This window comes from Mycobacterium sp., assembly GCF_032162605.1.
Classification (GTDB): Bacteria; Actinomycetota; Actinomycetes; order Mycobacteriales; family Mycobacteriaceae; genus Mycobacterium.
This window is the reverse complement of record NZ_JAVROT010000128.1, coordinates 1-12,443: the sequence shown is the minus strand read 5'-3', so window position 1 is coordinate 12,443 and position 12,443 is coordinate 1. Positions and strand designations below refer to the sequence as shown.

At 66.7% G+C, this 12,443-nt stretch carries 14 protein-coding genes and 1 riboswitch; of the genes, 5 read left to right on the top strand and 9 right to left on the bottom strand.

Annotated features, from left to right (window positions below; translation table 11 throughout):
* The 6 genes from QOI01_RS07960 to QOI01_RS07935 form a co-directional block, all read right to left on the bottom strand.
* The coding region (locus QOI01_RS07960) for an MFS transporter (RefSeq protein ID WP_526379673.1) at positions 1–1,020 on the bottom strand (1,020 nt) is incomplete at its 3' end.
* A gap of 59 nt (positions 1,021–1,079) precedes the next feature.
* Positions 1,080–2,714: a phosphoglucomutase (alpha-D-glucose-1,6-bisphosphate-dependent) gene (gene pgm, locus QOI01_RS07955; RefSeq protein WP_526379671.1), complete on the bottom strand. Its 1,635-nt coding sequence runs from the start codon at positions 2,712–2,714 to the stop codon at positions 1,080–1,082.
* A gap of 69 nt (positions 2,715–2,783) precedes the next feature.
* Positions 2,784–3,152, bottom strand: a complete 369-nt coding sequence (gene crcB, locus QOI01_RS07950) for a fluoride efflux transporter CrcB (protein ID WP_526379669.1) — start codon at positions 3,150–3,152, stop codon at positions 2,784–2,786.
* Complete coding sequence (locus QOI01_RS07945) at positions 3,149–3,646, bottom strand: fluoride efflux transporter FluC (RefSeq protein WP_526379667.1); 498 nt, start codon at positions 3,644–3,646, stop codon at positions 3,149–3,151. Before QOI01_RS07945 ends, crcB begins: the two co-directional genes overlap by 4 nt.
* Before the next feature lie 12 nt (positions 3,647–3,658).
* Positions 3,659–3,733, bottom strand: a riboswitch (Fluoride riboswitch).
* 34 nt (positions 3,734–3,767) lie between these two features.
* The gene (locus tag QOI01_RS07940; RefSeq protein ID WP_526379666.1) at positions 3,768–4,640 is read right to left on the bottom strand and encodes an LLM class F420-dependent oxidoreductase; all 873 of its coding nucleotides are present in this window, start codon (positions 4,638–4,640) and stop codon (positions 3,768–3,770) included.
* Positions 4,641–4,652: 12 nt separating this feature from the next.
* Positions 4,653–5,081, bottom strand: coding sequence for a hypothetical protein (locus tag QOI01_RS07935; protein ID WP_526379664.1), 429 nt, complete (start codon positions 5,079–5,081; stop codon positions 4,653–4,655).
* Between the two features lie 36 nt (positions 5,082–5,117).
* On the opposite strand from QOI01_RS07935, the gene QOI01_RS07930 reads away from it, so the two are divergent.
* On the top strand, positions 5,118–5,324 hold the full coding sequence (locus tag QOI01_RS07930; protein WP_526379662.1) for a hypothetical protein: 207 nt from the start codon (positions 5,118–5,120) through the stop codon (positions 5,322–5,324).
* A gap of 5 nt (positions 5,325–5,329) precedes the next feature.
* On the opposite strand, the gene QOI01_RS07925 is transcribed toward QOI01_RS07930, so the two are convergent.
* Positions 5,330–5,653, bottom strand: a complete 324-nt coding sequence (locus QOI01_RS07925; RefSeq protein ID WP_526379660.1) for a hypothetical protein — start codon at positions 5,651–5,653, stop codon at positions 5,330–5,332.
* Between the two features lie 134 nt (positions 5,654–5,787).
* Between QOI01_RS07925 and QOI01_RS07920 the strand changes: the two genes are divergently transcribed.
* Positions 5,788–6,465 carry a glycoside hydrolase family 25 domain-containing protein gene (locus QOI01_RS07920; RefSeq protein ID WP_526379658.1) on the top strand — a complete coding sequence of 226 codons (678 nt, stop codon included), beginning with the start codon at positions 5,788–5,790 and terminating at the stop codon, positions 6,463–6,465.
* A gap of 79 nt (positions 6,466–6,544) precedes the next feature.
* Positions 6,545–7,072, top strand: a complete 528-nt coding sequence (locus tag QOI01_RS07915) for a hypothetical protein (protein ID WP_526379656.1) — start codon at positions 6,545–6,547, stop codon at positions 7,070–7,072.
* A gap of 2 nt (positions 7,073–7,074) precedes the next feature.
* On the opposite strand, the gene treS is transcribed toward QOI01_RS07915, so the two are convergent.
* Positions 7,075–9,300 (bottom strand): maltose alpha-D-glucosyltransferase, encoded by a 2,226-nt coding sequence (gene treS, locus QOI01_RS07910; RefSeq protein ID WP_526379654.1) that lies wholly within the window; start codon positions 9,298–9,300, stop codon positions 7,075–7,077.
* A gap of 257 nt (positions 9,301–9,557) precedes the next feature.
* On the opposite strand from treS, the gene QOI01_RS07905 reads away from it, so the two are divergent.
* Both QOI01_RS07905 and QOI01_RS07900 read left to right on the top strand, forming a co-directional pair.
* On the top strand, positions 9,558–11,390 hold the full coding sequence (locus QOI01_RS07905; protein ID WP_526379652.1) for a putative nucleotidyltransferase substrate binding domain-containing protein: 1,833 nt from the start codon (positions 9,558–9,560) through the stop codon (positions 11,388–11,390).
* 1 nt (position 11,391) lies between these two features.
* Positions 11,392–12,024, top strand: a complete 633-nt coding sequence (locus QOI01_RS07900) for a 3'-5' exonuclease (protein WP_526379650.1) — start codon at positions 11,392–11,394, stop codon at positions 12,022–12,024.
* 153 nt (positions 12,025–12,177) lie between these two features.
* Here QOI01_RS07900 and QOI01_RS07895 read toward each other — a convergent pair.
* Positions 12,178–12,443: hypothetical protein (locus tag QOI01_RS07895; RefSeq protein ID WP_526379648.1), on the bottom strand; the 266-nt coding region annotated here is incomplete at its 5' end.

Below are 12,443 nucleotides of genomic sequence, written 5' to 3'. Positions count from 1 at the left end.
CTTGCTGCCGATGATGTCGGCGACGGCGGCCTGCTGCGGCGAGATGAACATGCCCGTCGCCGCCCCCGTCACGTACGCGGCCACCAGGAACAACGTCAGCGACGTCGTGAACCCGACCAGCACGGTCGACACCGCCGACACCGTCAGGCCGATGATCAGAAGCAGGCGCCTGCCGATTCGGTCGGACAGGTACCCGCTCGGGATCACTGCCGTCACGTTCCCGATCGCGAACGTCGCCAGCACAAGTCCCGCCATTCCTGCGCCGCGGCCGAGCACCTCGACGACGAACAACGGGACCAGCGCGATGCGCAGCCCGAACGCGGACCAACCGGTGGCGAAGTTTGAGAACAGCGCCGCTCGGTAGGCGGAGTTGCCAAGGGCCTCGCGCACCGTGATGGCGGGCTCGGTCTGCACGTCCGCCGCAGCCAACGATGAATGCCGCAACCGGACGAACACCACCGCGACCGCGATCAGAAGGGCAACGCCGTAGATAACGAACGGCGTGGACAAGCCGAAGCCGACCGTGAGGCTTCCGAGCACGGGCCCGCCGACGGAGCCGACCAGAAAGGCGCTCGAGAACAGCCCGGCGACGCGTCCGCGCGCATCCGACGGCGAGATCCGGATCATCAGCCCCAACGACGACACCGTGAACATGGCCGACCCGAAGCCGCCGAGCGACCGGAACACCAGCAGCTGCCAGTAGGTCTGCGCGAATGCGCACGCACCGGTGGACAGGGCGACGATCACCAGGCCCGTCAGGTAGATGCGCCGCTCACCGAGCTTCTGCACCAGCAGGCCACTCGCGGGCGCGGCACACAGCCGCATCAGCGCGAAGGCCGTGATCACGAACGTCGCGGCGGCGATGCTGACACCGAAGTTGCGCGCGTACTGCGGCAGTACGGGCGCAACGACGCCGTAACCGAGTGCGATCACCGCGTTGGCAGTGACGAGAACCCATACCTCGCTGGGCAACTTCGGAGCCAATTCCCGGGTCGCTTCGCTCCTGCCCTCCGAACCCAATTCCCGGGTCGCTTCGCTCCTGCCCTCCGAAGCCGGACAGTCACCCTCCGCTACGGAACTCACCCGATGACTGTATTCACCACGTCCTTGGCCGCCTCCTGCACCTCAGCCAGATGCTCCGGACCCTTGAAGGATTCGGCGTAGATCTTGTAGACGTCCTCGGTGCCGGACGGACGCGCGGCGAACCACGCGTTCTCGGTGACCACCTTCAGTCCGCCCAACGGTGCGCCGTTGCCCGGGGCCGTCGTCAGCTTCGCCGTGATGTGCTCCCCCGCCAGCTCGGTCGCGCTCACCTGCTCCGGCGAGAGCTTGGCCAGGCGTGCCTTCTGCTCCCGGTCCGCGGGCGCGTCGATGCGCGCATACGTCGGTGCGCCGTACTTCTCCGCCAGCTCCGCGTACCGCTGAGACGGCGTCGATCCCGTGACCGCGAGGATCTCCGAGGCCAGCAACGCCAGGATGATGCCGTCCTTGTCGGTGGTCCACACCGAACCGTCGGTACGCAGGAAGGACGCGCCCGCACTCTCCTCGCCACCGAATCCGATCGTCCCGCCGATCAATCCGTCGACGAACCACTTGAACCCAACGGGCACCTCGATCAGCTTGCGGCCAAGTCCAGCCACCACCCTGTCGATGATCGACGAACTGACCGCCGTCTTGCCGACGGCGGTCGATCCCGGCCAGTTCGGCCGGTGCGAGTAGAGGTAGTCGATCGCGACCGCCAGATAGTGGTTCGGGTTCATCAGCCCGGCGTCGGGCGTCACGATGCCGTGCCGGTCGGAATCGGCGTCGTTGCCCGTGGCGATCTGGTAGTCACCGATCTTGCCGATCAATGACGCCATCGCATTCGGCGAACTGCAGTCCATCCGGATCTTGCCGTCGGTGTCCAGCGTCATGAATCGCCAGGTGGCGTCGACGAAGGGATTGACCACCACGAGGTCCAGGTTGTGGGTCTCGGCGATGGCACCCCAGTAGTCGACGCTGGCGCCGCCGAGCGGATCGGCGCCGATGCGGACGCCTTGGGCGCGGATGGCGTGGATGTCCACGACGTTGGGCAGGTCCTCGACGTAGGCGTTCATGTAGTCGTGCCGCTCCGCGATCTGCAGTGCCCGCGCCAGCGGGATCCGCTTCACGTCCGCCAGCCCGCCGCGCAGGATCTCGTTGGCGCGCTTGGCGATCACGCCCGTGGCATCGGTATCCGCAGGACCACCGTTGGGTGGGTTGTACTTGAAACCGCCGTCCCGCGGCGGGTTGTGCGACGGGGTGACGACGATGCCGTCGGCCAGGTCGCTGTCGCGGCCGCGGTTGAACTTGAGGATCGCGTGGCTGACGGCGGGGGTGGGGGTGTACCGGTCAGCACCGTCGATCATCGCCACCACGTCGTTGGCGGCCAACACCTCGAGGGCAGATACCCAGGCCGGTTCGGACAGGGCGTGGGTGTCGCGGCCGATGAACAGCGGGCCGGTCGTCCCCTGGGCGGTGCGGTACTCGACGATCGCCTGCGTCGTCGCCAGGATGTGCGCCTCGTTGAACGCGGCGTCCAGGCTGGACCCGCGGTGCCCCGACGTCCCGAACGTGACCTGCTGATCGACGTCCTCCGGGTCGGGCACGACGGTGTAGTAGGCGGTGACCACCTGAGCCACGTCGATGAGGTCTTCTGGGAGCGCCGGTTGTCCGGCACGCGGGTTGGCAGGCATGGATTCGATTCTGCTCCATCGCGACGCGTCGCACGTCGGGGTCGTCAAGAATTCAGACCGAGGATGTCCCTAGAGCGCCCACACGAGGGCAAGTCCGACCGCGCACGCGGCGACCGACGAGGCCAGGGACCCGAACGCGTTGAGCAGGGCGAGGGCGCGCCGGTTCTGCTGAACCAGCCGGACGGTTTCAAAGCTGGCGGTGCTGAAAGTCGTGTAACCGCCGCAGAAACCAGTTCCGATCACGGTCTGCCAGATGGCGGGCTGGCCATGAAAGAGCACCATGCCGGCCAGGATGCCGAGCAGCAGCGAACCCGTCACGTTGATGATGACGGTGGCCCACGGGAACGGGGACTGCCATCGTCGCTTGAACGAGGAGTCGAGCAGGAATCGGGCCACTGCGCCCGTGGCTCCGGCGAGGAACGTCAGTACCGGGATCACGAGCGCGCCCCCCGACGGTGAACGCTCGCGGCGACCACGATTCCAAGCCAGGCGGAGAACACTCCGCCCACCACGCTTACCGAGCCATAGCTGATCGCGGTCGCCACGTGGCCATGCCGGCCGAGCAACACGACCTCGAGTGCGAACGTGCTGTAGGTGGTGAAGGCACCGCAACCTCCGGTGCCGGCCCAGAGTCGCGCTCGCCGGCGCCAGCCCGAGTCATCGCCGAGCCGCACGAGGCCCTCCAAGAGACAGCCCAAGATGAAGGCGCCACTGAGGTTGATCAGGAACGTCGCCCACGGCCACCCCGAGGCGTCGTGCGGGATGAGAATCTCGACTACGTACCGCAGCGCCGTGCCGACGACACCTCCGGCGAACACCCATGCAAGCGCGGACGGTCTCAGATGCAGCGGCCTGCTGGGCGCGGCGGACACGTCGGGATCGGACGGCAGCTCGGCATGCGAATCGTCGCCCTGCCCTCGCTTCACGGACACTCACCCATCGACTCGACGGTAGGAACTATCAGCCATCGGGCGGTTCGAGCGACTTCGGCTCGGGCGAGATTCATCACCACTGCGGAGGACTGTACCGCGTGTTCCAACAGCCGTCGCCGCATCAACCGACGGCCGGTAGCCACCGAGCCGCGAGGTCGCCCACCCAGCTCACTGCGCGGCCGGCGTCGTCTGGCGGACTCGCCACCAGTACCAACTCCTCCACCCCCAGGTTGGCCAGCTCGCCCACTTCTGATGGCTGCGGACTGCTCAGCGCCACCGCCAATCGCAGCCCCTTCCAATCGCGGCCGCACTCATCGCAGAAGGTGCGGATCTTGGCGACGTGCTGCGCCACTGCTGCCATTCCCTCGACGTTGAATCCGTACCAGCCGTCGCCCCACTCGGCGACCCGGCGCAGCGCAGCGTCACTGTTGCCACCGAGCACGATCGGGATGCGACCATCGCGAACGGGCTTCGGATTGACGCGCACGGAGTCGAAGTTCACGAACTCACCGGCGAAGGAGGCGACGTCGTCGCGCCACAGCGTCCGCATGGCTGCGACGTACTCGGCGGTCCGCGCCGCACGCCGCGCGAACGGCACTCCGAGCGCATCGAACTCCTCCCGCGACCAGCCGACACCGACGCCCATCGTGAACCTGCCACCGGACAATGTGTCGAGCGTCGCGGCCTGCTTGGCCACCAGGACCGGATTGTGTTCTGGCAGCAGCAGAATCCCGGTCGCGATGTCGATGGTCGACGTCGCGGCGGCGACGAAGCTCAGCCCGATCATCGGATCCAACCAATCCGCTTCGGACGGAACCGCTATCCGGCCGTCGTCCGAGTATGGGTAACGCGACGCAGACCGATCCACCATGACGACGTGCTCGCCCGCCCATAGAGTCGCAAACCCGGACTGTTCGGCAGTTTTCGCCACCGCGTCGATGACGTCGCGCCTGGCTCCGGAACCGATGCCAAGGGCGTGCAATCCGAGCCGCATCTGGTCATCGTCTCATTCCCCGACCAGTACAACACCGGTCCACACCAGCGCGACCACCTTGACGAGTTCGAGCGCGAGGTAGGCGTAGTGGGCGCCCGATCGACGACCCGCCTCGCCTCCATCCAGGACCGCGGAGGTTCTCCGTGACAGCAGGGGGCGCACCACGATGGTCTGTGCGAGCAGCGCACCGACTGCGAGGCACAGCGCGACGTTGAGGGCCGCCGAGGTCTCGTGGGTGAAGAGGGCGGCCGCGATGACCATGGCAAACACGTACTCGAAGACGTTGAGGGCGCGGAAGACCAGCCGGCCGATGCCGAGCCCGATCCGCAGCGTGACGCCGGGCGCGCGGAACTTCAACGGCGCCTCGACCAACGATATGGCCAGCACCATGCCGAGCCAGACGAAGACCGCGGCCACTGCCAACCTGATGCCCGTGTCCACCGCGGCAGCCTACGACAGAGATGCCATCGTAGAGGCGTGCACGATGAATCGATCGAGGACCGCGACTACGTCGCCGAACTGATTCGTTGGCAGGACGCCGGCGCCACGTGGCAGCTCGTGGCCCAAACGTACCGGGGCGCGACCATCGCACTGTTGCGATGCGACGGAGGCGAGGAGGTCGACCGCTTCACGTCCGACGATCCCCGCCTGCTCGAGTTCGTCGCGCGCCGCGCCGACCGTTGAAAGCCTTACGGGCAACTCTCCGAGTCCCGGACGACGCCGAAGTCGACCTTCGTGCTCGCCCCGAAGGCGCGGCCGCTCGGTGGCGTCGACGAGCACACCACCCAGTTGCGGTCGTTGATCTGCGTGCGTCCCTGCCCCGTCAGATCCGTTGAGCCGCTGTACCAGAGCGCTCCGTGGGTCACGGACTGAATCATGTCCTGCGCACCCTGCAGATCCATCCCGACGACGTTCGGCATCGTCCACGTCGGCTCGGCGGCTGCCACTGCGCTGAATGTCAGCCCCCACACGGCGAACCCGCCGAACAATGCCGTCCCCAGAACACGTCGCATTTCTCCCCCTCGTTTCATTCCCGCAGCGTAGGCGACGGGTCCGACACGCGATGCCTGCTCCGGCGTCCGCCCGTATGCCGCAGCGGGACAACACCTTGCGTAGGTTGGTAGCCGTACGATCGATCAGGGAAGAGGTGAGGGCGACGGCGGACACGATCTACGCGGACGTCTCCGAGTGGCAGGTCCCGGTCAACGACCGCTATCCGCACCGGGTGCTCTGCATCCGATCCAACGACGGCGACCATCGCGACGGGAACTGGGCCACGAATTATCCCTGGTGCAAACGCCGTTGCGACGCGGGCGACCTGGACTTCTTCATCGTCTACTTCGTCTGGCGCCGCAACTGGAGGCAGACCGTCGACACACTGGTGGACATGGTCGGGCGGCCGCACCCGCGCATGGCCGTGATGATCGACGTCGAGAGCTGGGGTGGGCGGATCACCGGCGACCAGTCCGACGGCATCAACCGGGCTCATCGGGCGGTCGCCGATTGGCTTGGTGAGCCACGCCGCGTCATCGGCTACGGCAACGTGGCCGACCTGAACCGGCTGTGGCCGGTGAAGCCCGTGGGCGTGCGTCTGGTCATCGCCGCGTACGGAAACAATCCGGCCTACCCGGGCAAGGTTGCTCATCAGTACACCGACGACAAGGGGTACGGCAACGGGACCACCCTGCCGAACGGCTCCCCGCCGTTCGGCAACTGCGACATGAACTCGGCCGACGGTTTGAATCCACTGCAGTTCGCTGCCGCGTGCGGAATCCAAATCGACTCGCCCACTTCGACTCTCACGACCCGCGCCGAGCTGCCCTAGAACCCGAGGAGCCGGGCATGGAGGGCGCCCGTTGCGAGAAACGCAGACACCCCGTCGCGACGGTCGCTAGTTTTACCCGATGCGAAACCGTCCGTTCCTGGGGGTGATCACCCTGATGGCTGCGCCGATCCTGCTGTCGGCCTGCGCCTCGAGCACCACGACGCCGAGCTCGTCGTCGACCGGCGTCACGACCACGACACCAGCGGTGACGACGACGCCCGCCACTCCCCCGGCCCCGGACCCGTCAAGACGGACGGTGAACTGGTTCGACCTCGACGTCGGCGATTGCCTGGCCGACCCGCCGCCGGTCGACGACCCCAACGTGATCGGCGTCGCGGTCGTGGACTGCGCGACACCGCATCAGGCCGAGGTCTACCTACGCGCACCATTGGCGGTCAACACCGCCGTCGCCGACGTCGCCGACCGCAAGTGCGCCGAGGGCTTCACCAAGTACACGGGTGAACCCGTCGGCAGCGGCACGTTCACGATCACGTACCTGATCGACTCGAACCAGAATCGAACCTCGTCCAACCCGGACCCGAGCACCGTGATCTGCCTACTCCAAGCTGCGGGCGGGGGCCCACTGACGGTGCCGGCCAATCGCTGAGCTCAGTCCGACGCGTCGGCCTCCACCGCCTCGACGAGCAACGACATGCCATGGTGCGGAGGCATTTCGACCGCGAAACTGTGCAGGTCGTCGACCGTACCGACGGTCTTGCCGGTGAACATGTCCATGACGTGGCTGCCCGACGGGAGGTGTTCTGAACGAACGGTGCCCGCAATGTCTTCGTTGGCGAAGTTCAGCAGCGTGAGCTGATGCTGGTTGGGATCCTCGAGTTGGTGCACGAGCACGAGCATCCCCCGGTGCGACACCTCGGGGATGTCGACCTGCACGCTCGTGGCGACGCCGTAGTGCGAGCGGACGCGCAGGATGGCCTGCAACTGGCGCAGGAAGCTGGTCTCGTCGGCGAGTTGCTCGGGAATGGAGCCGTACAGGCTGCGGCCGCGTGGCATCCCCGCCATCGAACGGGCCGCTCCCTCGTTGACGCCCATCAGGTCGTGACCGGCGCGGTGGATCCAGCGCGTGTCACCCCCTCGGAGCAACTCGGCCACCTCGCTGGGAGGCAGCGTCAACATCCCGCACATGTCCCAGCCGGACAGCGCGAACACCCCGGGCTGCAACGCGTTGAACATCGCCAACAGCAGATGGGCGCGGCGGATCGGGTCGATGTCTACGATCTCGTCGAGGTCGGTGATGCCGAGCGACGCGGCGACGACGGTCGCGGTGGTCGAGGCGATGCCGTTGGTGGTGAACACCTGGTTGTAGGGCGCCTTCGGTCCGGTGAGCTGCTCGAGCAGGTCCTTGCGGACCGACTCCCCGAGCTGTTCTCCCGTGATGTCCTCACCCTTGTAGGTGTAGACGTCGTCACGGTGACCGGTGGACCAGTGCACCAGCTCGTAGGTCAGCTCGTCGTGGTTCTGCAGGGCATGCACCAGCGAAGCCGGCTCAACACCGAGCTCGATCGAGGTACGCAACGTCAGCCGCAGGAATTCGGTGTCGCCGGTGGCGAGGGCGTGTTGATATGCGGGCCGGTTGATGAAGTCGTACGACAGGTCCGCACCGGCCTCACCCGTCTCGCGGATGTCGTCGATGGTGAGGTTCAACTCCTGGAAGGTGAACCCACCGACCTTGCGGACCATGCTGGCGATCAGATGGTTGGCCGCCTCGGACAGCGGGTGCCCCTCCGACCAGGCGGGACTGCCGTCGGCCGCACTCTTCTCCACGCCGAGGAAGCCGTTGGCGTCGAGTCGCAGTGCCCCGGTTCCGAGGTCGGTCAGGGAGTGCAGCGCGTCGCCCATGACCATGCGCATCCCGGCGAACGTCGGGTCCAGCCAGTTGATGGACGGCTGACCGTCCTTGAAGTAGTGCAGATAGACCCAGCGGCGTTCGACCCCGTCGACACCGAGGACCGGGCGGGTCACACTCCAGTTGGTTTCCTTGACGCCCTCGGCGTAGAAGATGACCCGCTGCAGCTTGCCGATGATGTAGCCGGCCTTGTCCAGCCATTCCTCGGTCACGGCGTCGATGTTGACCGAGTCCACGCCTGCGGGCGTTGCGGGCAGCTCGTGCCAGTCCCTCGGGTCGATCTCGACCATGTGGTAGACGCCGGGGTAGTCCGCATAGTGCATCTCGGCGAGCCGGAAGTCGGCGCCCTTGCCGGTGTGACCGGGCACGACGTCGTCGATGATCGTCCCGCCGTACCAGTTCGCGGTGGCGCACATCTTCCGGAACTCGTCCTCGGTGCCGAAGGCCGGATCGATCTGGGTGCTGATCCGGTCGAAGTGCCCGTCGACGCTGGGCGTGTACTCCCATCCCGAGATGCCACCCGCCCGCTTCACCGGGCCGGTGTGGATGCCCTCGATGCCGATCTCGGCGAACGCCTTCCACATCTCCTCGTCGGCCATGGCCGTCAGGAATGACTCGTCGGGGCGGGTGATCAGGGACAGCGGATACGCCGTGAACCACACGGAGGCGGCGGTGACGGCGGCCCGCGGATTGGGATTGGCGAAGGGGTTCTGCCACATCGAACCCTGCCCCGAGAACTGCTGGCTGATCTCGTTGGCGTCCGCGAGCATCGACTGAGCGAGCAACCACGAGACGTAGGCGGGGTTGTGCCCCGTCGCCGAGCCGTCCTGGGCCACCGAGCGGCGCGCGAACGGCGCCTTGACCCTGGGACGAAAGCGCAGCGTGCGGGGCCGGGCCGGGTGCAGGTGTTCGGCGTACGTGATCTCGGTTGGTTCGTGCGTCTGATCATCAGCGGCCGTCTCCGACATCTACATCCTCACCACTCGATTGCTGAAACTGTCCGTGCCCAGTGCGCGCGGCCCGCCATCCCTCGCCCATCGCCGCTGTATTCCATTGTCAGGTTGAAGTTGAAACGTGGCCCCGCACTCAACGACGCATTCCGATGCCGGGAGTTGGCCCGCGCTCCCAACAATGTAGGCGGCGGACCCGACTGTGGCGCTACCACGGATGAGCCGTGCGACCATCGGTCGGTGAAGGAGCGGGATTTCGGCGTCGATGGAGCACCGTGAGGGAGTTCCTGGAGTTCCTCGGCGCGCAGTCACCGTATGACCGCCTGGATGACGAGGACCTGACTCGCCTGGCCAAGGCCGTCGAGGTGGAGTACTTCACGGCGGGCACGGTGATCGTCGAAGCCGACGCGGCGCCTCTGGCCTGTCTCTACGTGGTCAGGGTCGGCGCGGTGGAGATCATCGACCGCGGCCGCATCACCGACGTCCTCGGTGCCGGGGAGACGTTCGGACACATCTCGGTGCTATCCGGACTGCCGCCACCGCTGCAGGTCCGCGCCGCCGAGGACACCCTCTGTTACCGGTTGCCCGATCCGCGCGCGATCCTGGTCCACCCGGACCGCCTGCGGTTCGCCCACTACGGCGGCCTGGTCGCCCGTGAGCGGTTGATCAGCGCCGGCGGGTCGTTCGCCCGCCTGGAGCGACCGATCGGCGAGGTCGCCCATCCGATCACGTGGTGCGACGCCGACGATTCGATTCGCACCGTCGCCGAGCTCATGACCAACGCGGGTCGGTCCTGCGCCCTGTTCCTCCGGGGCGGACGGATCGGCATCGTCACCGACGACGACTTCCGCCGACGTGTCGCGACCGGCGAGGTCGGCGTCGACGCGCCCATCTCCGCCATCGCGAGCACACCCGCGATCGCCATGAGCACCGATCGCACCGTGAGCACCGCGTATCTGTTCATGGTCGAGCAGGGCATCCACCACCTCGTCGTGATCGACGCCGTCGGCACCGCCATCGGCGTCGTGCGGGTCGTCGATATGGCCGCCGCCGAGGTCCGCAACCCACTGGTGATCCGCTCCGCCGCCGCGGCGGCAACCACCATGGACGAACTCGTCGACGCCTCCCGTCTCCTGACGCCCACCACCGTGGAACTCTGGGATGCCGGCCTGCCGGTCGAACACGTCGGCGCTCTGCTGTCGGCGATGATCGAGTCGATCTTCCGCAAGATCATCGAACTGCACTCCGTGACGTCGCCCCTGGCCGAGCTGGACTGCTCGTGGATGGTGATGGGCTCGCTCGGCCGACGCGAGCCGCTGCCCAACTCCGACGTCGACACCGCGCTGGCGTGGGCCACCAAGGGTCCCAGCGACATGGTGTTCACCCGCGAACAGGTCGCTGCGGCCACCGAACCCCTCATCAACGCGCTGAGTCGGTGTGGTCTGGCCCCGTGTCCTCAGGGCCTCAACGCGTCCTCGCAACTGTTCAACCGGTCACAACGGCAGTGGCGTGAAATAGCCGACGTCTGGCGCGCCAAGCCCGACAACATCGACTACATGCTGATGGCATCGACGGTGCTCGACGCACGGCCGATCACCCGCCCGGTGCTGATCCAACCCCTGCGCAGCGCACTCGTCGGGGGACTCGGCCGCGACGCCTTCACACGATCGTTGAGTCGCTTCTCGATGAGCGACCGTCCGCCCAGTGGATTCGTCCGCGGGTTCGTCGTCGAGCACTTCGGCGAACAGAAGGGCCACCTCAATCTCAAGAAGTCCGGTTTGCGGCCGGTGGCGTCATTGGCCCGCGCCCTCGCCCAGCGCACCGGCGACCCGACGGGATCCACCCCGCAACGGCTGGACCGCGCGCATCACAGCGGCCTGATCACCGCTGACGAGGCCGACGCACTGTCTGGTGCCTTCAGCCTCTGCTACCACCTCGTCTTCGACAGCCAGATCGCCGCGATCAAGGAAGGAAGACCCGTCGAGTCCGCGATCGATCCAGCCACGCTCGATCCACTGGAGCGGCGGCACCTCCGCAGCGCGTTCCGAACGGTCAGCGGAATACAGGAACGGTTGAGCCGCAAGTGGTTCGGGTTCGATGGGCTGTGAGATGACACCCAGTTGGACACGCCGTCTTCGCGCCCGCAGGCCCGCAAGCGTCGACGTGGATTGGCGTGCGGACACGTTCGTGGTGATCGATCTGGAGACGACGGGCCTCGACCCCCGCCGCGACCACATCGTGTCCTACGGCGCCGTCCCGATCCGCGAGGGCAGGGTCAAGACCGCTGAATCGGTCTACGGACTGGTGCACGTGCCCGGTGACGTGCCCGCCACTTCCGTCAAGTTTCACAACCTGCGGACGCAGGACCTTGACGGCGCTCCACCACTGGCCGACTGTGTTGCCGCCCTCGACGAACTGATCGACGGCCACCCGGTCGTCGCACACTGCGCCTGGATCGAACGCTCGTTCCTGCGCAAGGCATTTCGACGGTCCTACCTACCGTTCTCCAGTCCGATCGTCGATACCGCGGTGCTCGCCCAGCGCGTCCTCGACCTCGACCTCGCCGCTGATCAGGTGGTGGCCCTGGAGTATGCCGCCACCGCCCTCGGGCTTCCGGTCCACTCCCCGCACCATGCCCTCGGCGATGCCGTCACCACCGCAAGCCTGTTCATCGCACTAGCCGGCCGACTGGAACGCGACCGCACCCTGACGACCGCCACGTTGCTGCAGATGTCGGAATGACGTCTACCCCGGCGTGCGGAGACGGCCGGTGCCGGTGACGGGTCCCCTTCCTCGCAATGTGTGAAACGCCCACCTATGAGCGACTATCGCGTCAATCGAATTCCCTTGCATCACTTGAGTTTCAGGTGTTACACAGCACGGATTCTTGAGTTCCTAATCGGAGTCAAGTGGTTCTGACCCGCGGTGTGGCGGTGTGGTTGGTCGCCACCCGGTGAGGGTGATGATGTGGGCGGCGATGCTGGAAACGGTGCGATCGTCGGTGGGGATGTGGTGAGTCGCGGTGGTGGTGCCGGATTGCAGGCGTGTGCTCATTTCATTGCTGGACGCGAGGTGGCGGTCGAGGGTGGAGCCGATCTCGTTGGCTGAGACGTTTCCGCGCTGTGGCATCGGTGCTGGTGAGCAGGTCTGGGGTGACGTTG

Excerpts from the sequence above, each read along its gene's own strand:
- pgm (WP_526379671.1), bottom strand. The coding sequence starts at position 2,714 with ATGCCTGCCAACCCGCGTGCCGGACAACCGGCGCTCCCAGAAGACCTC.
- QOI01_RS07940 (WP_526379666.1), bottom strand. The coding sequence starts at position 4,640 with ATGCGGCTCGGATTGCACGCCCTTGGCATCGGTTCCGGAGCCAGGCGC.
- QOI01_RS07925 (WP_526379660.1), bottom strand. The coding sequence starts at position 5,653 with ATGCGACGTGTTCTGGGGACGGCATTGTTCGGCGGGTTCGCCGTGTGG.
- QOI01_RS07915 (WP_526379656.1), top strand. The coding sequence starts at position 6,545 with ATGCGAAACCGTCCGTTCCTGGGGGTGATCACCCTGATGGCTGCGCCG.
- treS (WP_526379654.1), bottom strand. The coding sequence starts at position 9,300 with ATGTCGGAGACGGCCGCTGATGATCAGACGCACGAACCAACCGAGATC.
- QOI01_RS07900 (WP_526379650.1), top strand. The coding sequence starts at position 11,392 with ATGACACCCAGTTGGACACGCCGTCTTCGCGCCCGCAGGCCCGCAAGC.